This window comes from Microbacterium nymphoidis (assembly GCF_021044885.1).
GTDB lineage: Bacteria > Actinomycetota > Actinomycetes > Actinomycetales > Microbacteriaceae > Microbacterium > Microbacterium nymphoidis.
This window is the reverse complement of record NZ_JAJNOD010000003.1, coordinates 232362-258503: the sequence shown is the minus strand read 5'-3', so window position 1 is coordinate 258503 and position 26142 is coordinate 232362. Positions and strand designations below refer to the sequence as shown.

The 26142-nt window shown below is 68.3% G+C and carries 18 protein-coding genes; 2 read left to right on the top strand and 16 right to left on the bottom strand.

The genetic code is table 11. The features are described 5' to 3' along the window. Window positions 1–15 precede the first annotated feature (15 nt). Window positions 16–1437 (bottom strand): RNB domain-containing ribonuclease, encoded by a 1422-nt coding sequence (locus tag LQ566_RS12875; RefSeq protein ID WP_231092105.1) that lies wholly within the window; start codon window positions 1435–1437, stop codon window positions 16–18. A 79-nt stretch (window positions 1438–1516) separates the two neighbouring features. Here LQ566_RS12875 and LQ566_RS12870 point away from each other — a divergent pair, with 79 nt between their 5' ends. Then, window positions 1517–2203, top strand: coding sequence for a trimeric intracellular cation channel family protein (locus LQ566_RS12870; protein ID WP_231092104.1), 687 nt, complete (start codon window positions 1517–1519; stop codon window positions 2201–2203). Between the two features lie 50 nt (window positions 2204–2253). Here the strand turns inward: LQ566_RS12870 and leuA are convergent, their stop codons facing one another. From leuA to hrcA, 9 genes are all read right to left on the bottom strand, one after another. Beyond that, window positions 2254–4008: a 2-isopropylmalate synthase gene (leuA, locus tag LQ566_RS12865; protein ID WP_231092103.1), complete on the bottom strand. Its 1755-nt coding sequence runs from the start codon at window positions 4006–4008 to the stop codon at window positions 2254–2256. Between the two features lie 458 nt (window positions 4009–4466). Next, window positions 4467–5351 (bottom strand): GTPase Era, encoded by an 885-nt coding sequence (gene era / locus LQ566_RS12860; RefSeq protein WP_231092147.1) that lies wholly within the window; start codon window positions 5349–5351, stop codon window positions 4467–4469. After that, window positions 5351–6661, bottom strand: coding sequence for a hemolysin family protein (locus LQ566_RS12855; protein WP_231092102.1), 1311 nt, complete (start codon window positions 6659–6661; stop codon window positions 5351–5353). Before LQ566_RS12855 ends, era begins: the two co-directional genes overlap by 1 nt. After that, window positions 6658–7119 (bottom strand): rRNA maturation RNase YbeY, encoded by a 462-nt coding sequence (gene ybeY / locus LQ566_RS12850; RefSeq protein WP_231092101.1) that lies wholly within the window; start codon window positions 7117–7119, stop codon window positions 6658–6660. Before ybeY ends, LQ566_RS12855 begins: the two co-directional genes overlap by 4 nt. 1 nt (window position 7120) lies before the next feature. Continuing rightward, the gene (locus LQ566_RS12845) at window positions 7121–8143 is read right to left on the bottom strand and encodes a PhoH family protein (RefSeq protein ID WP_231092146.1); all 1023 of its coding nucleotides are present in this window, start codon (window positions 8141–8143) and stop codon (window positions 7121–7123) included. 43 nt (window positions 8144–8186) lie between these two features. Next, window positions 8187–8534: an HIT domain-containing protein gene (locus LQ566_RS12840; protein ID WP_231092100.1), complete on the bottom strand. Its 348-nt coding sequence runs from the start codon at window positions 8532–8534 to the stop codon at window positions 8187–8189. 22 nt (window positions 8535–8556) lie between these two features. After that, the gene (locus LQ566_RS12835) at window positions 8557–9285 is read right to left on the bottom strand and encodes a 16S rRNA (uracil(1498)-N(3))-methyltransferase (protein WP_231092099.1); all 729 of its coding nucleotides are present in this window, start codon (window positions 9283–9285) and stop codon (window positions 8557–8559) included. After that, complete coding sequence (gene dnaJ / locus LQ566_RS12830) at window positions 9285–10397, bottom strand: molecular chaperone DnaJ (protein ID WP_231092098.1); 1113 nt, start codon at window positions 10395–10397, stop codon at window positions 9285–9287. The genes LQ566_RS12835 and dnaJ overlap by 1 nt, the downstream gene beginning before the upstream one ends. Window positions 10398–10431: 34 nt before the next feature. Continuing rightward, window positions 10432–11460: a heat-inducible transcriptional repressor HrcA gene (gene hrcA / locus LQ566_RS12825; protein WP_231092097.1), complete on the bottom strand. Its 1029-nt coding sequence runs from the start codon at window positions 11458–11460 to the stop codon at window positions 10432–10434. Between the two features lie 127 nt (window positions 11461–11587). Here hrcA and LQ566_RS12820 point away from each other — a divergent pair, with 127 nt between their 5' ends. Next, on the top strand, window positions 11588–13006 hold the full coding sequence (locus LQ566_RS12820; protein ID WP_231092096.1) for a carboxylesterase/lipase family protein: 1419 nt from the start codon (window positions 11588–11590) through the stop codon (window positions 13004–13006). Window positions 13007–13019: 13 nt separating this feature from the next. On the opposite strand, the gene LQ566_RS12815 is transcribed toward LQ566_RS12820, so the two are convergent. The 6 genes from LQ566_RS12815 to LQ566_RS12790 form a co-directional block, all read right to left on the bottom strand. After that, complete coding sequence (locus LQ566_RS12815; protein WP_231092095.1) at window positions 13020–13427, bottom strand: ankyrin repeat domain-containing protein; 408 nt, start codon at window positions 13425–13427, stop codon at window positions 13020–13022. A 156-nt stretch (window positions 13428–13583) separates the two neighbouring features. Further along, window positions 13584–14804 (bottom strand): radical SAM family heme chaperone HemW, encoded by a 1221-nt coding sequence (hemW, locus tag LQ566_RS12810; protein ID WP_231092094.1) that lies wholly within the window; start codon window positions 14802–14804, stop codon window positions 13584–13586. Then, window positions 14804–15457, bottom strand: a complete 654-nt coding sequence (locus LQ566_RS12805; protein WP_231092093.1) for a DUF1990 domain-containing protein — start codon at window positions 15455–15457, stop codon at window positions 14804–14806. The genes hemW and LQ566_RS12805 overlap by 1 nt, the downstream gene beginning before the upstream one ends. Window positions 15458–15592: 135 nt before the next feature. Then, window positions 15593–17440: a translation elongation factor 4 gene (gene lepA, locus LQ566_RS12800; RefSeq protein ID WP_231092092.1), complete on the bottom strand. Its 1848-nt coding sequence runs from the start codon at window positions 17438–17440 to the stop codon at window positions 15593–15595. Between the two features lie 32 nt (window positions 17441–17472). Beyond that, entirely contained in the window at window positions 17473–18216 is a 744-nt protein-coding gene (locus tag LQ566_RS12795) for a hypothetical protein (protein WP_231092091.1), read from the bottom strand. Between the two features lie 55 nt (window positions 18217–18271). Continuing rightward, on the bottom strand, window positions 18272–25921 hold the full coding sequence (locus tag LQ566_RS12790) for an SdrD B-like domain-containing protein (protein ID WP_231092090.1): 7650 nt from the start codon (window positions 25919–25921) through the stop codon (window positions 18272–18274). Window positions 25922–26142: the final 221 nt, after the last annotated feature.

Here is a 26142-nt window from a genome sequence, read left to right as displayed (position 1 = left end):
CGGTTTGCGGTGGGCTCAGTCGTCCGCCGCGACGAAGGTCGGCTGCCCCTTCTCGGCATCGAAGCTGTCGAGCCTCACCCGGATTCGGGTGCCGGCCGGGGCCGCGACACGCGCGTCGGTCTCCAGCGGGGGCGCCACCAGCTCGATCCGCGCCGGCTTGTCGCCGCGCTGCTCGATGACGATCGCGTCGAAGCGGTGCCCGACCAGCGGCGCGAGGATGGCATCGGTCACCACGTCCAGCGACTCCCGCTCCAGCCGCCCCGCCAGCTGTCCGGTGCGCTGCATGATCCCGGGCAGTTCCGCCAGCCCCGCGCTCGCCCAGGCCGGCACAGGTTCACCGTTCGCCTGAGCCTCGCAGTGCGCGAGCGCGTACCGGTCGACCAGCCGGCGAAGGGGCGCGGTGGCATGCGCGTACGGGGCGCCGATGGCCGCATGAACGGCATCGGCCTCCGCGAGCGGACCGTCGATCACGCGATATCCTGCGCCGCGGAAGAGGCGGCGAGCCGCACTCAGCACCGCGAGCGTAGTGGGCCGGTCCCGGTCCAGTCCGCGCAGGAACTCGCCATAGGTCTGCCCCTCGGCCCAGACCAGGCCGAGAGCGGCGACCTGGGCACGGAAGAGGTCGATGTCGGCCGCCGCGGGACGAGGCATCGTGCGGATGATGCCCGCGCCGGCAGCCAGCTGGATGTTCGCCGCCTCCATCCCGGTCATCAGCGAGATCTGCGCGTTCCACTGTTCCACGGGAAGCAGGTCGCGCCGTTCGATCCGCCAGAACCCGTGCGCATGGACGATCTCCTCCTCCGGCATGTCGAGCGACGCTCCCCCGCGCGCGGTCTCCAGCGCGAGACGCCGCTCCCCGACCGTCCGCAACGGGGAGAGCAGTCCGTCGCTCGCCGCGATGCGCTCCTGCGCCTCCCGGTACGACAGCTGCGATCTGCTGCGCACCCGTGCCCGGCGCACCGTGGTGTGCGTGGTGTTGCCGTCGGCATCCAGCGTCATCTGCCACACATAGGCCGAGCGGACGCGCCCCTCCCGCAGGCTTGCACCGTCCTCGCTGATGATGCGCGGGTGAAGCGGAACCGACCCGTCTGGCGCGTACAGCGTCTGTCCGCGCACATGTGACTCCGTGTCCACGGCTCCCCCCGGCGCAACGACAGCGGGCAGGTCGGCGATCGCATAGTGCACGACGTGACCGTCGCCGTCCGGCGCGATGTGCAGCGCCTGATCCAGATCCCGCGACCCCTCGGGATCGATCGTCACGAACTCGATGTCGGTGAGGTCCGCATCCGGCAGGGCGAGCGCTGCAACCGCCGCCGATGCCTCCTTCTCGACAGCCTCTGGGAACGCATCGGGAAGGGCGAGTTCGGTGCGGATCCGTTCCAGGCCTGCCGTGATCTCGGTGCTGGTGTCGGAGAGTCTCGTGTGGCGCATCGGCATGCGCCCAACCTATCCCCCGCTTGCGGACACGAGACGACGCACAGCCGCGTGGGCGCGCACCGGAGGCGAGAATGGAGGAGTGACACAGGATACGTTCATGATCCCGCTGTGGGCCGACCTCACCGCCGTCGGCCTCGGCGGCCTGCAGGGAGCGATGTTCGCCGCAGGCTTCCAGGGGCAGCGTCGTCTGGACCTCTTGGGCGTGGCGTTGATCGGCGTGCTGGTCGGCATGGGCGGCGGTCTCATCCGCGATCTCATGCTCGGCGTTGCGCCGGCGACGCTGCAAAGCAACTGGTACCTGATCGCTGCGAGCGGTGCATCGCTTGTCGGCATGCTCCTGGCAGGGCTCCTGCATCGCGCCAACGCCATCATCGTCGTGCTCGATGCGGTCGCCATCGGCATGTTCGGGGCGTTCGGCACCACCAAGGCGCTGGGCCTCGGTCTGCCCGTCGTCCCCGCGATCTTCGTCGGCGTCTGTGCCGCCGTCGGCGGATCGGTGCTGCGAGACGTCATCATGGGGCTTCCGGTCGCAGTGATGCACGTCGGTTCGCTCTACGCGGTCGCGGCGGGAGTGGGCTGTCTGGCGATCGTCGTCGCGAACGCGTTCGGGATGGCGTTCGCGCCTGCGGCCTTCCTCGGCATCGCGGTGACCGCCGGGGTACGGCTCCTGGCCGTGATCTTCGACCTCTCCCTGCCCGAGCAGCGGATGCTCCATCGCCGCAAGGTGGCGGCCGAGACGGGGGTCATCCGCATCGTCAAGCCCTGACAGCGCAGAACGGGCCCCGGCGATTGCCGGGGCCCGTTCTGCGCAGGGGGTCAGACCAGCGCGGCCGACAGCTCCCGGGTGCGGATCGAACGGTTGACGGCGGAGACGATGGCCTTCAGCGACGCGGTGGAGATGTCGCCGTCAATGCCGACACCCCAGAGGCGGTCGCCGTTCACGGAGAGCTCGACATAGGCCGCTGCCTGGGCATCGCCGCCTGCGCTCATCGCGTGCTCGACGTAGTCGTACAGCGTGATGTCGAATCCCGCCTCGTTCGCCACGGTCAGGAAGGCCGCCACCGGGCCGTTGCCCACGCCGTGGGCCTCGATGCGCTCGTCTCCGTCGCGCATCGTGACGTCGAGGATGACGTCCCCCGTCATGTCGCTCGCCGTGCGGGTGGCGAGAAGCTCGAAACGCCCCCACTTCTGCTCGGCGTCGTCCGCCGGCAGGTACTCGTCGGAGAATATCTCCCAGATCTGGTTGCTGGTGAGCTCGCCGCCCTCTTCATCCGTCTTCTGCTGCACCACACCGGAGAACTCGATCTGGAGCTTGCGCGGCAGGTCCAGCGCATGGTCGGTCTTCAGCAGGTACGCGACCCCGCCCTTGCCCGACTGGGAGTTGACGCGGATGACCGCCTCATAGGAGCGTCCCAGGTCCTTCGGGTCGATCGGCAGGTAGGGAACGGCCCACTCCAGCTCGTCCACCGATACGCCGCGCTCGGCGGCCGTCGCCGCCATGGCCTCGAAGCCCTTCTTGATGGCGTCCTGGTGAGACCCGCTGAACGCGGTGAAGACCAGGTCACCGCCCCACGGGCTGCGCTCGGGAACGGGCAGCTGGTTGCAGTACTCCACCGTGCGCTTGATGCGATCGATGTCGCTGAAGTCGATCTGCGGGTCGATGCCCTGCGTGAACATGTTGATGCCCAGCGTCACCAGGTCGACGTTGCCGGTGCGCTCTCCGTTGCCGAACAGGCAGCCCTCGATGCGGTCAGCACCGGCCATGTAGCCGAGCTCTGCGGCAGCGACAGCCGTGCCCCGGTCGTTGTGCGGGTGCAGCGAGATGATCACGTTCTCGCGGTGGTTGATGTGACGTCCCATCCACTCGATCGAGTCGGCGTAGACGTTGGGAGTTGCCATCTCGACCGTCGCGGGCAGGTTGATGATCACCTTGCGCTCCGGAGTCGGCTCGAAGACTTCGATCACCTGGTTGCAGATGTCGACCGCGAATTCCAGCTCGGTCCCGGTGTAGCTCTCCGGCGAGTACTCGTAGAACACCTCGGTCTCGGGAATGCGCTTCTCGTACTCACGGCACAGACGCGCGCCCTCGAGGGCGATGTCGATGATGCCCTGCTTGTCCTTGCGGAACACCACGTCGCGCTGCAGGATGCTCGTCGAGTTGTACAGGTGGACGATGGCCTGCTTCGCTCCGGCGATGGCCTCGAAGGTGCGGGAGATCAGGTGCTCGCGTGACTGCGTCAGCACCTGGATGACGACGTCGTCCGGGATCAGGTTCTCCTCGATCAGCTCACGCACGAAGTCGAAGTCGGTCTGGCTGGCCGACGGGAAGCCGACCTCGATCTCCTTGTAGCCCATCTCGACGAGCAGCAGGAACATGACCTTTTTGCGCTCGGGGCTCATCGGATCGATCAGCGCCTGATTGCCGTCGCGGAGATCCACGGCGCACCACCGCGGCGCCTCGGTGATCTGGCGTGACGGCCAGGTGCGATCGGGCAGTTCGACGTTGATGATCTCGCTGTACGGACGGTACTTGTGAATCGGCATGGACGACGGCTGCTGGGTGTTCTTCATGGCTTCGCTTCTCTCTTGCAGATGTGCGGGCCAACGCCAGACTCCGCGACGAGGAAGGCCCTAGATCAAGGTCTCGTCGCGGCGGCTAAGAAGGAGCACACCCATGCGCATGCAGCCATGCTAACACGCCCCGTTTCCCGAGAGACTTCGCTCTGTGGGCGAGAACTCCCGCACCGTGCCGATCAACACCCGCAGGCGGTGGCGAGGTCGTCGTCTGTCCGGAGGGCGAGAGCATGTGCCCAGAAAAAAGTTGAAGCCGGGGCTTTGGAAGAAATCCTCCGCCCCGGCGTGACGAGACACCCCCAGCGTCCCCACGCAATATGCGTCTCGTCGCCCCACAGCGAAGCGGCAGATCTGCCCTCCGTGTGGAGTGATTTCACACTAGCCGACGCGACGTCGACCCACCAACATTTTCGGCGATCCTGTTGTGCGTTGTGATCACAACAGCACCAGGATCGTCAGAATCCGAGCCGACCCAGCTGCTTCGGGTCGCGCTGCCACTCCTTCGCGACGCGGACATGGAGCGACAGGAAGACCCGCGTGCCCAGCAGCGGCTCGATCTGCGCGCGGGCGCGAGCGCCCACATCCTTCAACCGCGAACCCTTGCGGCCGATGATGATGGCCTTCTGACTGTCGCGCTCGACCACGATGTTCGCGAACACGTCGGTGAGGTCCGAGTCCTCGCGTTCCGAGATGTCCTCGATCGTCACCGCGATCGAGTGCGGCAGCTCATCCCGCACACCCTCCAGGGCGGATTCGCGGATGATCTCGGCGATCCGGTCCTCGATGGCCTCGTCGGTGGTCATGCCCTCGGGATACAGGGCGGGTCCCTCGGGCATCAGCTGGAGCAGTTCGTCGGACAGCACGTCCAGCTGGTCGCCGCTGACGGCAGAGAGCGGGATCACGGCGGCCCAGTCCTCGCGCAGCGAGTCCACCTCCATCAGCCGCTCCATGATCTCGTCCTTGGATGCATCATCCGTCTTGGTGACGATGGCGACCTTCTTGGCGCGGCCGTAGCCGTCCAGAGAGGCGGCGATCCGGCGGTCGCCGGGGCCGACCTTCTCCCCCGCCGGCACGCACAGCGCGATCACGTCGACGTCGCCGAGCACCTGCTCCACCAGGTCGTTGAGGCGCTGCCCCAGCAGCGTCCGCGGCTTGTGGATGCCGGGGGTGTCCACGATCACCAGCTGGCCCGCGGGACGATTGACGATCCCCCGGATCGCCCGGCGCGTGGTCTGCGGCTTGGCGCTGGTGATGGCGACCTTCTCGCCGACGAGGGCGTTGGTCAGCGTCGACTTTCCGACATTGGGGCGTCCGACGAACGTGACGAAACCGCTGCGCATCACTCGGCCTTCCTGATCACGGGGGTGTCGCGTGTACGCGGCTCCGCCTCGGTTGCTGGTTCTTCTGCGCGTTCCACGATGAAGGTGGCAAGGTCCCGGGGGCCGCCACGGCCGTGCTCGGCCGTGATGGTCACGCCCTGCACGGTGGCCGACGCCCCGGACTCCGGGATGCGGCCGAGCTCCTTGGCGAGCAGCCCGCCGATGGAATCGACCTCGTCGTCCTCGATCTCAAGGTCGAACAGTTCGCCCACCTCCTCCAGGAGGGAGCGGCCGCTGACGCGGTAGCGACCGTCGCCCAGATCGGTGACCTCGCTCCACTCCTTGTCGTACTCGTCCGAGATGTCGCCGACGAGGTCCTCGATCAGGTCCTCCAGCGTGACGAGGCCCGCCACGCCGCCGTACTCGTCCACCACGATGCACACATGGATGGCATCGCGCTTCATCTGCTGCAGCAGCGTCTCGGCCTTCATGGACTCCGGTACGAACACAGCGCGCCGGGCGAGCGGGCGAGCGGAGGCGTCCCAGACGTCGGCGCCGTCCTGGCCGTAGGCGGCGCGCACGAGGTCCTTGACGTAGAGCACGCCGAGAACCTCGTCGCCGTCCACGACGGGCACACGCGAGACGCCGGTCTCCAGGAACAGATCCATCGCCTCGCGTGCCGTGGCGCCGTCCTCCAGCGTGACCAGGTCGGTGCGCGGGATCATGAGGGCGCGGACAAAGCGATCGGTGAAGTCGAACACGGAGTGGATGAGCTCGCGGTCGTCCTCTTCGATGAGGTCATGGCTCGCCGCCTCATCGACCATGCTGAGCAGCTGATCCTCCGAGGTGAAGGACGCTCCGCGGGTCACCCCGGGGGTGACCCGATCGCCGAAGGCCACGAGTGCGTGAGAGAGCGGACCGATGATGATGCGCGACAGGCGCACCACCCCTGCAGCCGAGCGAAGCAGCCCGGTCGCGTGCTGGCGCCCGACGCTACGCGGAGAGGTGCTGACCAGCACGAACGAGATGAGTGTCATCAGCACGGCCGCGGCGAGCATCGCCCACCAGATGTTGTCGAACAGCAGCATGAATGCGGCGGTCACGAGCACCGCGGCCGCCGTCTCGGTGAGGATGCGCATGAACACCACGGCGTTTGCGTGCGTGGGGAGGTCATCCGCGATGCGCCGCAGAGCCTCGCCGCGGCGCCCCTCGTGGCTCCACTCGATCAGCGCCGAGCGACTCGTGACCGACAGGGCCGCGTCGAGGGCCGCCATCAGGCCGCCCACCGCCACCAGGACGACGGCGAGTGCCAGGAGGATGAACGGGGTCATCGGTGTCGTCGCTCAGACGAGTGGAAGGCGGCGATGAGCTCGCGCTGCAGTCCGAACATCTCGCGCTCCTCGTCCGGGGTGGCGTGATCGAAGCCGAGCAGGTGCAGCGTGCCGTGCGTGGTGAGCAGGATGAGCTCATCCATCAGGGAGTGCTTCGCCTGCGCGGCCTGCGTCTCGGCCACCTGGGGGCACAGCACGATGTCTCCGAGCAGGCCGGGGTCGGTCGGCCGGTCCGGGGTTCCGGGACGCAACTCGTCCATCGGGAAGCTCAGCACGTCGGTGGGCCCGGGCTCGTCCATCCACTGCACGTGCAGGGCCTCCATGGCACCCTCGTCCACGAGCACGATGGCGATGTCGGCGTCCGGGCTGATGTGCAGCTGGGCGAGGTTGTTCTCCGAGAGGCGCAGGAGCACCGTCTCATCGATCTCGACTCCGGACTCGTTGTTGATCTCGATCATGTCAGCCTCGCTTGGGGAGTCGGTCTCGGGGGCCCGCCGGCCGGGCGCCGCTGCGGCGCTCCGCGCGATTGGCGAACTCGGCCGCCTGCTCGCGCTCATGGCGTGCGGCGGTGCGCTTCTCGTCGTAGGCACTGTAGGCGTCGACGATCCGGCCAACCAGGCTGTGACGCACGACGTCGTCGCTGGTGAGACGGGCGAAGTGGATGTCGTCGATGTCGGCGAGGACGCGGTTGACCACGCGGAGTCCGCTGGTGCCGCCCGGCAGGTCGACCTGCGTGATGTCACCGGTGACCACCATCTTGGTGCCGAAGCCGAGACGTGTGAGGAACATCTTCATCTGCTCGGGCGTGGTGTTCTGCGCCTCGTCGAGCACCACGAAGGAGTTGTTGAGCGTGCGGCCGCGCATGTACGCCAGGGGCGCCACCTCGATCGTTCCCGTCGCCATAAGCTTGGGGAGGATCTCCGGGTCGATCATCTCGTTGAGCGCGTCGTAGAGCGGACGCAGGTACGGATCGATCTTGTCGGTGAGGGTGCCGGGCAGGAATCCCAGACGCTCGCCGGCCTCTACGGCGGGGCGGGTCAGGATGATCCGGTCGACCTCCTTGCGCTGCAGCGCCTGCACGGCCTTCGCCATGGCCAGATAGGTCTTTCCCGTTCCGGCGGGTCCGATGCCGAACACGATGGTGTTCTCGTCGATGGCGTCGACGTAGTCGCGCTGACCCAGCGTCTTGGGCCGGATGACGCGCCCGCGCGACGAGAGGATCGGTTCGGAGAGCACCTCGGACGGGCGGGGGCCGCCTTCGGCGTTCATCAGTCGTGCCGAGGTGGCGACGTCCGACGGAGCCAGATCCTGGCCGTCTCGCGTCATGGTGAGCAGTTCGTCGACCAGGCCACGGGCCGCAGCCACCGCCTCCTGCTCACCGCTCAGCGTGATCTCGTTGCCGCGCACGTGGACGTCGACGGAGGGGTGCTCCTGCTCGATCATGCGCAGCAGTCTGTCCTGCGGTCCGAGAAGCCGGACCATGGCGACCCCATCCGCCAGGATGCGTACGGTCGCGGTGTTTTCGTCAGCCAACGAGGCTCTTCTCCTCCAGGTCTCCCCCGAGCACGTGCGCGTGCACGTGGAAGACGGTCTGTCCGGCATTCGCGCCGGTGTTGAAGATGAGGCGGAACTGCCCGCCGCAGCGCTCATCCGCGAGGCCCTTCGCCACGTCGACCAGCTCCGCGAGCAGGGCGGGATCGGCGGCGGCGAGCTCAGTGACGTCGCGGTACTGCGCCGTCTTCGGGATCACAAGCAGGTGCACGGGCGCCTGCGGGGCGATGTCCTGAATGGCGAACACGCGATCGGTCTCCGCGACGATCTCAGCGGGGATCTCGCGGTTCAGGATGCGGGTGAAGACGGAGGGCTCGCTCATGCGGTCAGTCTATCCGCCACGCTCACCAGCGGCCCAGGGAGACCGCGGCGACGGCGAGAGCGGCCGGCCCCGCTGTGGAGGTCCGGAGAACCGTGTCCCCGAGCTTCACGATCCGTGCTCCGGCGGCGCGCAGTGCGTCCAGCTCTTCGGGTGCGATGCCGCCTTCGGGCCCGACCACGAGCACGACCTCCTGCTCGCCGGCCAGGTCGAGGTTGGTCATCGGCTCGTCTGCGCTCGGCTCCAGCACCACGAGGAGGGCTCCATCTGCGCGCTGCGCGAGCTGTCCGGTGGTCACGGGCGCCGTCACCAGCGGAAGCCACGGACGGTGCGCCTGCTTCGCCGCTTCGCGGACGATGCTCGCCCAGCGCTGGACACCCTTGGCGGCTTTGGCCGCGTCCCAGCGAGACACGCTGCGCGCCGCCTGCCAGGGCACGATCTCATCGACGCCCAGCTCGGTGGCCGCCTGCACCGCACGCTCGTCCCGGTCCCCCTTCGCGAGGGCCTGCACGAGCACGAGCCGCGGTGATGCCGCCGGCACGGTGGAGCGCGCGGTGAGGTGCACGACCACCCGCTTGGGGGCGAGGTCGGTCACCTCGCCCGTGTGCCACGCGCCGCGACCGTCGCCGACCGTGACCGTCTCCCCGACGCGCACGCGGCGAACCGTGGCCGCGTGATGTGCCTCCGCACCCGTGAGCACGATGTCATCGCCCGCGAGCTCCGCCGGATCCTCGACGAGGAAGTGCAGCGCCATCAGTGTGACCGGAAGCGATCGCGGAGCTTGGAGAACAGACCCTGCTGGAACTCCGCCAGCTTCGGCGTAGGAGCCTTCGTCCGCGCGGCGAAGTCCTCGATCAGCGCGCGCTGCTTCGCATCCAGGCGCGTCGGGGTGACCACCTGGACGCCGACGCGGAGGTCTCCGCGGCGGCTGCCGCGCAGCGGCGTGATGCCGCGCTCCTTGATGGTGAGGACATCGCCAGACTGCACGCCCGGGCGGATCTCCAGATCGACGGGACCGTCGAGGGACTCGATGCGCGTCTCGGTGCCGAGGATCGCGTCCGTCATGGACACCTCGAGCGTGGCGAGCAGATCATCGCCGTCGCGGGAGAAGGCCGCGTCGGGCGCGACGGTCACCTCGATGTAGAGGTCGCCGTTGGGTCCGCCCGCAGGGCCGACCTCCCCGGAGCCGGGGAGCTGGAGGCGCAGGCCGGTCTCGACGCCCGCCGGGATGTCCAGGCCTACCGTCCGGCGCGAGCGGACCCGTCCCTGTCCGGCGCACGTGGCGCAGGGGCTCGGGATCGTCGTGCCGTAACCCTGGCACACGTTGCACGGCTGGGTGGTCAGAACGTTGCCGAGCAGGCTGCGCACCTGGCGCTGCACGTGTCCGGTGCCGTGACAGATGTCACAAGTCTGCGGGGAGGTGCCGGGCGCGCAGCACGAACCCTCACAGGTCTCACAGAGCACCGCCGTGTCCACCTCGATATCGCGGTGCACGCCGAAGATGACGTCGCCGAGCTCCAGCGTCACCCGCACCAGCGCATCCTGGCCGCGCTCCCGCCGGGAACGCGGGCGTCCGCCGCGTCCGCCGCCGCCGGCCGCCGCGCCGAAGAAGGTCTCGAAGATGTCGCCGAACCCGCCGAATCCGCCGCCGCCGAACGCGTCGTCGCCGCCCATGTCGTAACGCCGACGCTGCTCCGGATCGCTCAGCACGTCGTAGGCGTGGGTGACCTCTTTGAACTTGTCCTCGGCGTCCGCCGACGGATTCACATCGGGGTGGAGTTCGCGCGCCAGACGCCGGTACGCCTTCTTGATCTCCTCCGGGCTCGCCTCTCGTGAGACGCCCAGGACTTCGTAGTGGTCGGCCACAGTCACCTTTCTCGGGGACGGTCCCCTGTGCGCCTCAGCGGCGCGCTTCGTCGTCGTCCAGCAGTCGCGTGAGGTAGCGGGCTACGGCCCGCACCGCCGCGAGGTTGCTGGAATAGTCCATGCGGGTGGGGCCCATGAGCCCCACCCGCGCGCTCGATCCGGAGGCGTCGTAGTCGCTGGCGACCACAGCCGCCTCCGCAAGTCCGAAGGACGCGTTCTCGCGTCCGATGCTGGCCGAGAGGCCGTTCTCCCCTGCGGTCATCTCCCCCATCAGGCGCAGGAGCGTCACCTGTTCCTCGATGGCCTCCAGCAGGGGGTGGATGCTGCCGCGGAAGTCCTGCTCACGCCGAGCCAGGGTCGCTGCTCCCGCCATCACCAGACGATCCTGGCGGAACTCCTCCAGCTCCTCCGCGACGAGTGCGGCGACGTCATGATAGACGGAGCGCTGCTCCGTGACCGACGGCGCCTCGGCGGACAGCCGCTCCGCGGCACGACCGACCGAGTGCCCCGTGATGAGGGTGTTCAGGCGGGCGCGCAGCACGGCGGTGTCGGCTTCGTCGATGTCCTCGCTGATGCCGCCGACACGCTGCGAGACCCGGCCGGTGTCGGTCACGACGATCACGAGCACGCGACGCTCCGCAATGCGCACGATCTCGACGTGCGTGACGGTGGCGCGAGCGAACGAGGGGTACTGCACCAGCGCCACCTGACCGGTGAGCTGTGTGAGCAGGCGCACCGTCCGTCCGAGGAGGTCGTCGAGATCGGCGGGGTCGGTGAGGAACGAGGTGATGGCCGTGCGCTGTGCCGCGGTGAGGGGTCGCAACTCCGCGAGGTGGTCGACGAACATCCGATAGCCCTTGTCCGTGGGCACACGACCCGACGAGGTGTGCGGAGCCGCGATGAGCTCCTCCTCCTCCAGCAGGGCCATGTCATTGCGGATCGTGGCGGCGGAGACGCCGAAATGATGCCGGTCGACGATCGACTTGCTGCCGACGGGCTCATTGGTGTCGACGTAGTCCTCGACGATGGCCCGAAGGACGCGCAGGCCGCGCTCAGTGACCATGTCGCCTCCTCTGCTGCTGGCACTCGAATGCTCTGAGTGCCAATTCTACCGACTTCGCCTGGATGCGCGCTCCGACTCGGCGGATCGCGGCGGACGAGCGCAGCGCGTGTGCAACTAGCATGGCGGAATGAGCGACGACGATGTCACCCGAGTCATCAGCGCCGGAGCAGTTCGCGGTGCCCGTACCGGCGATGTGGAGAGGTATCTGGGCATCAGCTATGCGGAGGCGCCCTTCGGCGCGAACCGGTTCCGCGCTCCCCGGCCCGTATCCGCCTGGGAGGGCGTGCGTGACGCCACGGCGTTCGGCGCCACTGCCCCCCAGGCGCCGTACCAGGGAGCGACCGCGGAACTGCTGGGCTCGATCGCGATCGCCGGGGAGGACATCCTCACCGCCAATGTGTGGCGCCCGGCGGATGCCGACGGGGCACCCGTGATCCTCTGGATCCACGGCGGCGCCCTGGAGCGCGGGACGGCGGCCCTGTCCGTCTACGACGGCACGGCCTTCGCCCGCGACGGGATCGTGTTCGTCTCGATCAACTATCGCCTGGGCTCCGAAGGATTCTCGGTGTTCGACGATGACAGTGCGCTGAACCTCGGCGTCGCCGACGCCGCCGCGGCGCTGCGGTGGGTGCACGAGGAGATCGCCGCCTTCGGAGGAGATCCCGCACGCATCACCCTGATGGGCGAATCGGCTGGGGGCGCAATCGTCGCCGCGCTCCTGTCGATGCCGGACACCCGGCGCCTCGCAGCCGGCGCGATCATTCAGTCCGGACCGCTGTCCGCGCAGAAGCCGAAGAAGGCGGGTCGCGTCACGCGCGCGCTGGCGAAGCGCCTCGGCGTCGCGGCCACCAGCGCCGCCTTCGCGGAGCTCGCACCCGACAAGATCGTTGCGGCGCGAGTGGAGCAGGCGGCGGGGTCATCACCGATCGGGGGTGCACCGGCCTTCGCGCTCGCCCTGTCCGAGGATCTGCCTGACGAGCCGGAGACGGCCATCGTCGATGCCGACATCCCGGTGCTCATCGGCACGAACACCGACGAGTATCGTCTCTGGTTCCCACCCGCGGCGCTGGAGAGCATCACGGCGGGCAAGCTCCTGCTGGCACGACTCGCCCTGCGGATTCCCGGTGCCGCTGTGGCCGCTTGCCGGCGCGTGTGGCCACGCGCCTCGGTTGGCGAGGTGTTCGGTCAGATCGCGACGGAGTACCTGCTGCGCGCGCCCATGCTGCGTGTGGCGGCGGCTCGCACCGCTCCCACATACGTGTACGAGTTCGCCTGGCAGAGTCCGGTGCGAGATCTCCGGGCCGCGCATGCGCTGGAGCTGGGGTTCGTCTTCGACACCCTGGACGACGACGAGGCGAAGCGCATGTCGGGCACGGACGCACCGCAGTCGCTGGCCGACGAGATGCACGCCGCGTGGGTGGCGTTCGCGCGCACCGGCGCCCCCGGGTGGCCTGCGTACGGCGCCGATCGGCTCACGCGGGTGTTCGACACCGCATCACGGACGGAACCGGTGCGCCGCGCGGCCGTCGTGGACGCGATGCGCTGACGCAGTACCCGCGTCAGGAGCGTGCGGCGTGCTCCGCGAGGATCGCGGACATCTCGGCCTGGCCGAACTGCTCGGCGATCTGAGCCGCCGTGCGGAATCCGACGTCCGGGTTCGCTCCGGCATCCAGCAGCACCCGGAGGATCTCGGCATCGCCACGAAAAACCGCGCAGGACACCGCCGTCTGTCCCATGGTGTTCTCGATGTCCAGTGCCGCACCGCGCTTCACGAGTTCGCGCACCACGTCGACCTGTCGCGCGTACGCGGACACGATGAGAAGCGTGTCCGAGCGGGCGTTGCGGGTGTCGATCGGCACACCGGCGTCGATCATCTCGCCGAGGGGACCCACACGGCCCTCCCGGGCGAGGTCGAACGTGCCGTCGATCACTTCAGCGCTGAGGCTCGCTCCGGGGTTCTCATCCATCCGCCCATTCTCTCAGGCGCCGTCGGCTGTGCGCGTCCCGAGTCCATGACTGGGCCGCCAAACCATGACCAATACCGCCGAACCGTCATGAATCCGGCGCCCAGTCATGGACTCGGCGCATCACGGGCGGCGCGCGAGAAGGGCTGGATCTATCGGCTACTCGGTCAGCGCCCGAACCACCGCGTCGGCGAGGAGCCGGCCGGTTCGCGTCAGCACCACCCGCTGCTCGCGCAGCGCGGCCACCGGCTCGATCAGTCCGTCGGCGATGAGACCGGCGACGTTCGCGCGGAACTCGGGCGCGACTTCCGTGATCGGAAGACCGGAGCGGATGCGCGACTGCAACAGCACACGCTCGAGACGTGCGGCTTCGGCGTCGGGCTGCTCGCGGGCGTGGGCGGGAGAGAGTCCGCCGTCGAGCCGCTGCGCATAGGCGGCGGGGTGCTTCACGTTCCAGAACCGCGTGCCGGCGATGTGGCTGTGCGCCCCGGGCCCGTAGCCCCACCAGTCCGTGCCCTGCCAGTAGGCCAGGTTGTGCCGGGAGCGGTGCCCGTCCCCGCGGGCGAAGTTGCTGATCTCGTACCACTCGTAGCCGGCCGCAGCCAGGCGGGCATCCACCAGCTCGTACATGTCGGCCTGGAGATCGTCGTCGGGAGCGGGCACCTCGCCGCGGCGGATCTGGCGGGCGAGCTTCGTGCCGTCCTCGATGATCAGCGCGTAGGCGGAGATGTGATCGGGTTCCAGCGCGAGCGCAGCCTCGACCGACGCGCGCCAGTCATCCAGGGACTCCCCCGGAGCGCCGTAGATCAGATCCACGCTCACATCGAGGCCGCCGCGCCGCGCCGCAGCCACGGCGGTGCTCACGTTGGCGGGGTCATGCGTGCGTTCGAGAGCTGCGAGCACGTGCGGGACGGCGGACTGCATGCCGATCGACATGCGGTTCACGCCCGCGGCGCGCAGTTCGGCGACCATCTCGTCCGTGACCGTGTCGGGATTGGCCTCCACGGTGATCTCCGCGCCCTCGCGGATGCCGAAAGCCTCACGCACCCCGTCGAGCATCCGGGCCAGATCACCGGCGGGAAGGAGGGTCGGCGTCCCGCCGCCGAAGAACACGGTGCTGATCGGGCGCAGTTCCCCGACGCGTGCCAGGACGTCGCGCGAGAGCGCCACCTCCTGCAGAAGCGTGTCGGCATACGCATCCTGGCGGGCACCACGCAACTCCGTGGCGGTGTAGGTGTTGAAGTCGCAGTAGCCGCACCGGACACGGCAGAAGGGGACGTGCAGGTACACACCGAAATCGACATCCGTCGAGGTGCGTGTACCGCGCGGCAAAGAGCCGTCCGACGGTACGGGATCACCGTCGAGAAGGGGTCCGCCCATCAGGACGTTGTGGTCGCATACAGCGGCGAGATGGCGCGGAGGTACTGCGTGAACAGGGCCTTGCGACGGCGCTTGGTGAGACCGGGGATGGTGCGGTAGAGGAACGCGCGCGGGCTGTCGAAGGCACGGACCGTGAACCACACCTCGTCGTTGGAGGCCCACTCGATCATGAAGGACTCCTCGCCGCTGACCACGGAGTCCCCCACGGTGCCCAGGCCGAAGCCCACTCGGCGCTTGTCCTCCACGACGAAGATCACGCGATACTCGCCATCGGCACTGTGCCCCCCGACGCGCCCATGGGCCCGAACGGTCATGCCCGCACCGACGTACGGCGTACCGTCCGCGTCGTAGCGCTGTTCGGTCTCCGTGCGGCTGGGCGTGATGGGGTGGCCCTCGTCATCGAAGCTGACCCCCTGGTACACGGGTCCGGAAGCCGGGCGGATGTCCTCCAGCTGCATTCCGGCCGCCTTCTGCGCCACCCAGCTCAGCAGGTCCTCCGATGCGGACCGGAATCGCGCCTCCCCGCTGCCGAGGCGCCACGACTCCTCGGCGGGGATGCTCTTCTCCGGCGGATACTGCATCAGATCCGGTGCCTGCGTCGCTCCGACGGCGGCATAGTCCACCGTCTCGTCCCTGAACGTTCCGCGCCGCATGAAGTACAGCCTAACGTGCCCTCGACGGTGGGAGCCATCCACCCGGGCCGCGCGCCGCCACACGTGACGCACCGTTTCGGAGACGACGAACGCGCGTCCACCGCAGTGGACGCGCGTTCGCAACACGGTGCGGGCTTACTTGTCCTTGCCCTCGACGTCACCGGAGAGCGCGGCGATGAACGCCTCCTGGGGAACCTCCACGCGGCCGACCATCTTCATGCGCTTCTTGCCCTCCTTCTGCTTCTCGAGCAGCTTGCGCTTACGGCTGATGTCACCGCCGTAGCACTTGGCGAGCACGTCCTTGCGGATCGCCCGGATGTTCTCACGCGCGATGATGCGCGCACCGATGGCGGCCTGAATCGGCACCTCGAACTGCTGGCGCGGAATCAGCTTGCGAAGCCGCTCGGTCATCATCGTGCCGTAGGCGTAAGCCTTGTCACGGTGCACGATCGAGCTGAAGGCGTCCACCTTCTCACCCTGGAGAAGGATGTCGACCTTCACGAGGTCCGCTTCCTGCTGCCCGGCGGGCTCGTAGTCCAGCGACGCGTAGCCCTGCGTGCGGCTCTTCAGCTGGTCGAAGAAATCGAAGACGATCTCACCCAGCGGCACGTTGTAGCGCAGCTCGACGCGGTCTTCCGAGAGGTAGTCCATTCCGAGAAGGGTGCCCCGGCGGGACTGGCACAGCTCCATCACGGTACCGACGTAGTCCTTGGGCGTGAGGATCGCGGCCTTCACCATCGGCTCAGCGACGGAGGCCACCCGGCCGTCCGGGTACTCGCTCGGGTTGGTCACCGTGACGTGCTGGTTGTTGTCGGTGGTCACCTCGTAGATCACGCTGGGCGCGGTGGTGATGAGGTCCAGTCCGAACTCGCGCGCGAGGCGCTCGGTGATGATCTCGAGGTGGAGCAGGCCGAGGAAGCCGCAGCGGAAGCCGAAACCGAGTGCCACGGACGTCTCCGGCTCATAGGCCAGTGACGCATCCGACAGCTTCAGCTTGTCCAGCGCCTCGCGCAGCTCCGGGTAGTCGGATCCGTCGATCGGGTAGAGACCGGAGAAGACCATCGGCTTGGGGTCCGTGTATCCGGCCAGAGCCGTCTCGGCGGGCTTGCGTGCGCTCGTCACGGTGTCGCCGACCTTGGACAGCCGCACGTCCTTCACACCGGTGATGAGATAGCCCACCTCGCCGACACCCAGGCCCTTGGTGGGCACCGGCTCGGGGCTGGAGACGCCGATCTCGAGGGCCTCGTGGTTGGCGCGCGTGGACATCATCTGGATGCGCTCACGCGGCTCCAGCTTGCCGTCCACCATGCGCACGTAGGTCACCACGCCGCGGTATGCGTCGTAGACGGAATCGAAGATCATCGCGCGTGCCGGGGCATCGGGGTCCCCCACCGGCGCCGGGATCTGCGCGACGATCGCGTCGAGGAGTTCCTCCACGCCCATGCCGGTCTTCCCCGATACACGCAGGACGTCCTCGGGCTTCCCCCCGATGAGGTTGGCGAGCTCAGCGGCGAACTTCTCCGGATCGGCTGCGGGCAGGTCGATCTTGTTGAGCACCGGGATGATCGTGAGATCGTTCTCCAGCGCCAGGTAGAGATTCGCCAGCGTCTGGGCTTCGATGCCCTGGGCCGCATCGACCAGGAGAATCGCTCCCTCGCACGCGGCGAGTGAGCGCGACACCTCGTAGGTGAAGTCGACGTGGCCCGGGGTATCGATCATGTTGAGGGCGTACGTCTCGCCGTCCAGCGACCAGGGCATGCGCACGGCCTGGCTCTTGATGGTGATCCCGCGTTCGCGCTCGATGTCCATCCGGTCCAGGTACTGCGCCCGCATGTCGCGGTCGGAGACGGAACCGGTGATCTGGAGCATGCGATCGGCGAGCGTCGACTTGCCATGGTCGATGTGCGCGATGATGCAGAAGTTTCGGATCTGCTCCGGCGGCGTCGCGGCGGGCTGGAGCGGCTTCAGGGCGCGTGGTGACATATCCGGACGAGTCTATCCGGTCCGCGTCCGGCTCAGAGACCCGCGAAGATGTCGCGGGTCTCGTCGGTGAAGTCCACAACGCTCCAGTTGACGCCGTCCAGGCGCATCTCCAGCCGGAGCAGTGTTCCGTCCGCCGTGATCCAGTAGTGAAGGTTCGACTGCGTGGCCCCTTCGCTGAGCGGCCCCGCGAAGACGGTGACAGGGGTGCCGGCCACGCTGTCCTCACGCAGGTACATCGCCCGCCCCTGCATCACCAGCTGGGCGTTGTCGGGGCGGTCCGAGGCCAGGCTGACCAGAAGCTGCTGCCCCGCCGCGAGCGTGGACATCGAGGAGTCCAGCGCTGTACTCTCCCAGCCGTCAGCCGGAATCGGCAACGGTGGCGAAGCCGCCGGATCGGACAGGTCCTGGGCGGCGATCTCGGTCGGGGTCCACACGGTGAGGAAGGCGCCTCCATCGGGCGCACTGATGGCGGCGTATGCGCGATGATCCTCGGGCGCGAGCCACCCGTTGATCGCGAGCGCTCCCCCGCTGTCGACGATGGTCCCCGCGACACCCACCACCGGGCGACGACCCAGCTGGAAGCCCACCGCGGCGAGCAGTTCCGCCTCCGCGGAGGTCACCGTGCGCGGCTGATCGGCGGTGACGCTCGCCGTCGGCTCCGGTGCCGTCGTTCCGGGCGCACAGGCGGCCAGCACGGCGGCAGCGGCAAGCGCGAATGCAACCGCGACGACGCGTCCACGGCGTGGGCGCGGCACGGCCGAGGCCGGCAGGGGCATGGTGCCCCTCCCGGCCTCGGCGATCCGATGACTCGGTCTTGCGCTCACTCGGCACTCACGATCGCGGATCCACGGCACTGGACCGGCGACGACGCGACACGAGCACGGCGCCACCGAGAAGCAGCAGCAGTGCCATCGCACCGCCGACGAGCGACGCCGTGACGTCGGCACCCGTGGTGGGCAGCGGCGGAACCACTCCTCCGGGGGTGACCGCGTTGAACGGGTCGTCGTCAGCGACCGTCCACGGCTTGCCCGTCGCAGGGTTCATCGCGGGAACCGGCTTGCCGTCGGGTCCGAGCTGCGGCTTGCCCGTGGGGTTGCCGTTCTCATCCACCGCCGGCACGACGATCGTGCCCGACACCTCGACGTGATCGGTGTGCGCGTCCTTCTCCCCCATCACCAGGGTGCCCTGGCAGAAGAAGGAGGCACCCGGCGCGAACAGCGCGCCATCCGCTGCGGACCACGTGATCGATCCGTTGACGACCTTTCCGATCGTTCCTCCCGGGAACACGCAAGTGATCGACTCGGGATCGATGGCAGGGCCGAAGTCGGTCACGTCCGTGATGACGAGATCGGTCAGCCAGGTCTTGCCCGTGTTGGTGATCACCCAGCGCACGGTCTGCGCGCCCGTGGACTTCTTGCCGTCCTGCAGCGTGAAGTTCGCGGCGTCGTCCGGGGTGTTGGCGTCCTGACCGGCATCGCCGAGCGGCTTGCTCGGGATCACCCAGGCTCCGTCCTCACCGACCTCCGGGTCCGCTCCGCTGCCGTCGTACTTGATCACCTGGATGTCACCGGAGAACGCGTTGTACGGGTTGTCGTCCGTCACCTTCTCACCGGCGGGTGTGACGGCGGCCACCTGGACCACGTCACGGTGCGGGTCCGATGCACCGTCGAGCGTGAGCTCGGAGGTGCAGGTGATGACATCGCCCGGTTCCCACGTCGTGGTACCCGGAGCGAATGTCGCCTCCCAGCGGACCGTCCACGTCTTCGACCCCTTGTCGTACGTGCCCGCGGCGGACGAGCCGTCGGGGAACTCGCACGCCATGCCGATCGGCGCAGTGCCGGCGGTGGTGACGTCCGTCAGAACGACATCGTGCAGGGCGTTCTGCGACGGGTTCTGGGCGATCGACACGATCTGACGCGTCTCGCCCTCGGGCGCGTACACCGCGCCGTCGAGCATCGTGTCGGCGTCGTTGACGATCTCGCCATCGGCACCATCGCCCTTGACCACGGTGACCTCGGTCGTGGTGGCGTGGAACTGGTCCTTGTCCGTCACGACCTGCTCGCTGCGAACGGGCTGGCCGTCCTCTCCGGTCTCGTAGACCGGCAGGCCGTCCTCGCCGATGACGGGCTTGCCGTCCTCACCGAGCACCGGCGGCACGACGGTACCGGTCACCGAGACCTCGTCACCGTGGCGCTCGTTCGCAGCCAGGGTCAGCGGACCCTCGCAGAAGAACGAGGCACCCGGAGCCAGCGGACCCACCCACGGCCCAGAGGCCGAGAAGGAGTAGTCCGCAGGACCGCCCACCGGCGACAGATCACACGTCCACGTGCCGACCGCCGGACCGTTCAGCGTCGCATCCGCCACGTTGACATCGGTCAGCCAGGTCGCACCCGTGTTCGTCACGACCCACCGAACCGGCTGAGCAGCATCCTTCGGGTAGTCGACGGCGTCACCGGCCGTGTTGGCGTCCTGGGCCGCGTCGGCCAGCGGCTTGACCGGAACAGTCCAGTCACCCGCGCCGCCGACCTCGGGATCGGCCTGGGTGCCGTCGTACTTGATCACCTGGATGTCACCAGAGAACGCGTTGTAGGGGTTCTCCTGCGTGACGATCTCTCCTGCGGGCGTGACGGCGGCCACCTGAACCACGTCACGGTGCGGAGCGGACTGACCGTCGAGCGTGAGCTCGGAGGTGCAGGTGATGGCATCGCCCGGTTCCCACGTCGTGGTACCCGGAGCGAATGTCGCCTCCCAGCGGACCGTCCACGTCTTCGACCCCTTGTCGTACGTACCCGCAGCGGACGAACCGTCGGGGAATTCGCACGCCATGCCGATCGGCGCGTCACCCGTCGTCGTCACATCGGTGAGGACGACGTCGTGAAGCGCGTTCTGCGAGGGGTTGACGGCGACGGAGACGATCTGACGAGTCTCACCATCCGGGGAGTATGCCTGACCGTCGCGCATGGTGTCGGCGTCGTTGACGATCTCGCCGTCCGCGCCGTCACCCTTGACCACCGTGATCTCGGTCGTGGTGGCGTGGAACTGGTCCTCGTCCGTCACGATCTCCTCACTGCGAACGGGCTGACCGTCCTCTCCGGTCTCGTAGACCGGCAGGCCGTCCTCGCCGATGACGGGCTTGCTGTCCTCACCGAGCACCGGCGGCACGACGGTACCGGTCACCGAGACCTCGTCGCCGTGAGTGGTGTTCGCCGCGAGCGTCAGCGGACCCTCGCAGAAGAACGAGGCACCCGGAGCCAGCGGACCCACCCACGCCCCGGAGGACGTGAACGAGTAGTCCGCAGGACCACCCACCGGCGACAGATCACACGTCCACGCACCCACGGCCGGACCGTTCAGCGTCGCATCCGCCACGTTGACATCGGTCAGCCAGGTCGCACCCGTGTTGGTGACCACCCAGCGCACCGGCTGGGCAGCATCCTTCGGGTAGTCCACAGCGGTGAGAGCGGTGTTCGCATCCTGGGCCGCATCAGCCAGCGGCTTGCCCGGAACCGTCCACGATCCGGTGGACCCGACCGACGGGTCTGCCTGGGTGCCGTCGTACTTGATCACCTGGATGTCACCAGAGAACGCGTTGTACGGGTTGTCGTCCGTCAGCGTCGTTCCCGCGGGGGTGACCGCCGAGACGGTGACCTCGTTGCGGTGCGGCGCGGACTGGCCGTTCAGGGTGAGGGTGGACGTGCAGGTGATGACGTCATCGGAGGCCCAGGTGGTGGTACCGGGCGCGAAAGTCGCCTCCCAGCGGACCGTCCAGGTCTTCGACGCCGCGTCGTAGCTGCCATCAGCGGACGATCCGTCGGGGAACTCGCACGCCATGCCGATCGGTGCGTCACCCGTGGTCGTCACATCCGTGAGAACCACGTCGTGCAGTGCACGCGGCGACGGGTTCGTCGCGATCGACACGATCTCGCGCGTCTCGCCGGCCGGGGCGTACCCCTGACCATCGGTCATGCTGTTCGCGTCGTTGACGATCTCACCGTCGGCGCCGTCACCCTTGACCACGGAAACGGTCGGTGCCGTCGCGTAGAAGGGGTCGTCGTCGTTCACCGTGACGTCGGATGCGACGGGCGCACCCTGATCATCGGTGACGTACTCGGGCACGCCGTCGTCGCCGATGACGGGCTGGCCGTCCTCGCCGAACAACGGGGTCACCACGGTGCCGGCCACCTCGACCGAGTCGGAGTGGCGCTCGTTCGCAGCCAGGGTCAGCGGACCCTCACAGAAGAACGAGGCACCCGGAGCCAGCGGGCCCATCCACGGACCGGCGGTCGCGAAGGAGTAGTCCGCAGGACCACCCACCGGCGACAGATCACACGTCCACGCACCCACCGCGGGTGCGGTGGTGGTCGTGTCCGTCAGCGTGACGTCGGTGAGCCAGGTCGTTCCGGTGTTCGTGACGACCCAGCGGACGGGCTGAGCCGTACCGGCGGGGTAGTCCACCGCGGTTGCCCAGTCGTTCGCATCCTGTGCCTCATCGGCGAGCGGCTTGCCCGGGATCTGCCAGGTGCCGGCGGAGCCCACAACAGGGTCAGCCTTGGTGCCGTCGTACTTGATCACCTGGATGTCACCGGTGAACGCGTTGTACGGGTCCTCAGCGCTCGGCCCGTTGGGCGTGGCCGGCGGCGGGTTGTCGGGGTCGCCGGGAACACCGACGGGCGACAGGTTGGTGGACACATGAGCGACGTCCGTGTGCGGCTGCGCCGAGCCCGACAGGGTCAGCGTCGCCGTGCAGTCGAACGTGACGCCCGGAGCCCACGGCTTCGGGGACGCACCCGCGAAGCTGGCTACCCACGGCACTTCCCAGGTGGTACCGGTCAGCACTCCGGCGGTCGGCGAGGCGTCTCCCGGGAACACACACTCAAGAGCCTCGATGGTGGTGTCGCCGGCGGTGCGCTCGTCACTGACGAGGACGTTGTACAGCGGCGCCTGTCCGGTGTTGGACATCGTGATGACGATGTCCCGGGTCTCACCCGGCGCGTAGGCCTCACCGTCATTCATCGTGTCCGCATCGTTCACGATCACGCCGTCCGTCGCATCGCCCTTCTCCAGGGTGATGGTGGGAACCGTGGTGGTCGCATAGAACGGGTCCTCGTCACCGGGGTGCACGTCGGAGAGCACGGGGTTGCCATTGCCGTCGACCGAAGGCTCGTCCGTGAAGGGGTTCGAGGCCGGGTCGTTCGGGTTGTAGTCCGGGTTCGGCTGCGGCACGATCACCGTGCTGGTCACGCTGGCGTTATCGGCGTGGGAGGAGTTCGCCCCCGTGGCGTCGAGCGTCAGCGTACCGGTGCAGAAGAAGGTCGTCCCCGGCTCCCAGGGCCCTGCCCAGGTGGTGCCGCTGGCCGGACCGCCGACAGGCGAGAAGTCACAGGACACGTCGGAGAGATCGGGGCCGTTCAGCGTCTCGTCGGCGATGGTGATGTCACCGAGCCACGTGCTCCCGGTGTTCGTCACCGCCCAGGAGACCGGCTGAGCGCCGGTGTTTCCGGTGACCGGCGAGGCCACGTAGACGACAGCCGTTGCATCGCTGTTCGCATCGCGCTCAGCGCCGTCGACGAGTGGCTTCTCCGGAATGCCGTCCGACTCGGCCGGGGCGAAGCCGTCCCGGGAGTCGTACTTGACGAGCTGAACATCGCCGGTGAAGGCGTGGTAGTCGTCCCGATCGGTCACGGTCTCGCCCGTGGCGATGGACGTGCCCGTCACGGTTGCGGCATTGGCGTGCGGTTCGGCGTCACCGTTCAGCGTGAGCGTCGCGGTGCACGTGAACGCCGCACCCGGCGCCCAGGAGGCGCTCGGCGTTGCACCGGTGGTCTCCGCCCAGGTGACGGTCCAGGTGCCGTTCGCGAGCACGCCCGCGGTCGGCGTGGTCGCTCCCGGGAACGTGCAGGCGAGCGCGGCGATGTCACCGCCGGTGATCGTCCGGTCGGTCACCGCGACATCCCGCAGTGCGTCGGTTCCGCTGTTGGTGACGTCGAACTGGATGGTCCGTGTCTCCCCAGCGGCGTACCCGCGCGCGTCGGCGGCGATGTCGGCATCGCCGGTCGCCGGACCACCCAGGGTGTCGTACTTCTCGATGTCCACCTTCGGCGAGTGTTGGATGAACCCGAAGTCGAAGCTCGGGTCGTTCTCGCCCGGACCGCCCGTCGTGAGGGTCACTTCGGGGAAAGTGCCGCCCGGCGGGACGACTCCGTCCGAGTCGTGCTCGCCATCGCCCTGGTTGGGCGTCGTGGGCACGTAGCCATCCAGCGGACCACCCGCCGCGAAGTCGGCGGGGTTGTCAACCTTCACCGTGTAGTTCGTCCCGGGCTGCAGGCCGCCGGTGACGTTCGAGTTGTCGAAGAGGTAGGTGCCGTTCGCTCCGGTGACGGCGGTGCCCACGAGGGTTCCCGCCTCATCGTAGAGGTGAACGGTCACGCCGGCCGCCGGCGCTTCACCGGCGTCCTGGACGCCGTCGCCGTCGGCGTCGATCCAGATGCGGTTTCCGATCTGGATAGGTGCCTGGTCGCACAGCACTTCAAGGTCGGCGAGACCGGAACCCTTGAGGAACGATGAGGTGGCCGGCTGCAGCGCCAGGCCGCCACCGTTGTTGGTGCCGTCCCGGTTGATGCGACCGACACCGGCGGTCCACACGGCCCCTGCCGGATCGACCGCGTCGGATGCGAGCGTGGTCTCGACGCGAGACAGCGCCTGCCCCGAGTAGAAGGCCTCTTCGTGGTAGCCGGTGCGGTAGTCCCCGGTGTAGTACTCGCGGAACGTCCGCGACTGGCCGCCGTTCGCCCCCGAGACGTTGTTGTCGGTGCAGATGCTGCCTGCCGCGAGCGTCTGGGATGCGGGGTCGAAGTTCGGGTCGAGAACGAAGGTTCCATCCTCGAGCCGGCATCCGCGCAGGATGTCGGATCCCGACGCGGGCTCCGCGTTCGTCTGCCAGCCACCCGTGCGGGTGGGGTTCTCCGAGTTGTACGGCGTCTGGTCGCTGAAGCGGTCACGGAAGCTCACGACGAGATCGCCGTTGGTCTCCTCGATGATGTCGGCGAGGATCGGCTGCGGGTAAGACATCCAGCTGCCGCCATAGCAGCCGTTCACATTGTTCGTGGCCAGGTTCGCGCTGTTGGGGAAGTCCGCGATCCACGGGAACCACGCCCCCTCACCGGTGGCGACGGCGGCACCGGTGCAGACCGTGCCCTTGTATCCTTCGCCGCGTCCGAAGTCCAGCGGCTGGTCCATGACGATGTCGCCGAACGCTCCCGTCGCGGCGTCGAACTCGTAGATGACCGCCCGCATGTCGGCGGGGTCCTGCGTGGACTGAGCCGAGCAGACGCCTCCGACGTACTCGGTGAACAGGCCGACGCCCTCTCCGAACGGCTGCCAGTCACCCGGCACCGCGCAGGGGTTCGGAATGGTGTACGAACCGATCGGGCTGTTGTTCAGGCCCGTGGACATGCCGTCGTAGACGTAGACCTTCTTGTCCTCGAGGTTCGTGACGAAGAGGTACTTGTTGTCGTTCGTGATCTCGAGCTCACCGAGCGACTTCTTGCCGACCTGGTCATAGAAGCCGTAGTCCTGCCGGGTCGCGAAATCGTGGGAGTCCGGCCCCACGTTGGGAACCTGCGCCCACAGTGTCGCGCCACCGGTGGCGGGGTCGGTGATGTAGATGGCACCGGGACCGCCGGGGCCGTACGCCGAGCTGCGGTGCGCGACGGCGCTGGAGAAGACCCGCTTGGTGGCGTTGTTGTAGGCGATGCCGTAGAGCGAGCCGGTCTCCTGAAGCTGAGCGACCTGCGAAGCACCGCCCGTGGCGTTGTACTTCATGGTGAACAGGCTCTGCGCCGTGGGCGATGTCGTGCGCCCGATCGTGCTGTTCGGCAGACACGCGCCGATGAGGTCCGCGTTCTGCTGGCAGTAGTACGGCGGATACCAGAACGCGGCATTGACGAAGGCCCCGGCCCCGCCTCGCACGTCGACGAACTCCGTCGGAGTGGAGAGCTTCTTGTTCGCCGAATTCGCCAGGTCCGCCGGGGTGACCGGCGCCGATGCGCCGGTGCCGTTGGCCGCGAAGCTCGGGAAGAAGGTCCCCGGGTGCGGGTTGGCGACGTCCACCCGGTACTGACCCCCGACGAGCGCGGAGGTCGCGGGAGTGAACACCGCGTTTCCGTTCGCGTCCGTCTGGACGGTGATCGAGGCGCCACTCGCGTCGGTGAGCGTGACGTCCACGCCGATGAGCGGCGGCTCCATGGTGGTCGAGTCGACGAGCCCGTTGGCGTTCACCTCCTGCACGACGTGGACGGTGACGGTGCCGTCGCCGGTGTCTGCGAGGGCGGCGTCGACGGCTGGGGCGAGAACCAGACCGGATGCGACCAGACCAGCCGTGGCGAGCACCGCACCGACGCGGGCGAATGGTGAGCGCAGATCCCACCACGGGCTGCGATCGGGGATATCGGGTGAGTTTCCAGCAACTCGGAGTCGAGACACCGAATCGTCCTTCCAGACGCTGCCGCGACGGGATTCACAGCGTGGGGGCTATCGGTCGAGAGCTGGTTGGGTAACCGCGCTGCGGGGGGTCAGCTGGCGCTCGTCCGACGAGGAACGATTCGACCCTAGCGGAGTGTCTGGGAGTTTGCCACATGTTCGCTCAGTAATTCGTGATCGCGCGGAGGTGCCGCGGGTGGCCGCGTGCGCGGGTACTGGATACG